The sequence below is a fragment of the Paenibacillus sp. UASWS1643 genome (genome assembly GCF_008693195.1).
In the GTDB taxonomy this organism is placed as follows: domain Bacteria; phylum Bacillota; class Bacilli; order Paenibacillales; family Paenibacillaceae; genus Paenibacillus; species Paenibacillus amylolyticus_B.
Genome location: NZ_VXKZ01000011.1, coordinates 1 through 240, shown reverse-complemented (window position 1 = coordinate 240; position 240 = coordinate 1). Strand labels below are relative to the sequence as shown.

At 40.8% G+C, this 240-nt stretch carries 1 pseudogene; it reads right to left on the bottom strand.

Going from position 1 to position 240, the window contains the following annotated elements:
• Window positions 1-240: pseudogene (locus tag FE296_RS00060) on the bottom strand (restriction endonuclease subunit S); the annotation flags it as partial.

The following is a 240-nucleotide window of genomic DNA, read 5'->3' as shown; positions in this document are numbered from 1 at the left end:
GAAGCTTGGTTTGCGTCACATAGGCTCTCGATTGTCTGCACTTCCCACCCCTCAGGAATCATCCCAAGTTCACTTTCAACCATTGCTCCGCCGCTTGACTTATATGGCACTCCTTCTTCATTCAGAAACTCAAAATCAACAAACCATTGTTTGAAAATCGTTTGAGCCATTTCTTCTAGTTTTTTGTTGATTTGATTGTTGATTTCAATTTTTTCGTCGAGGGAGGAAAGGATATTTGCA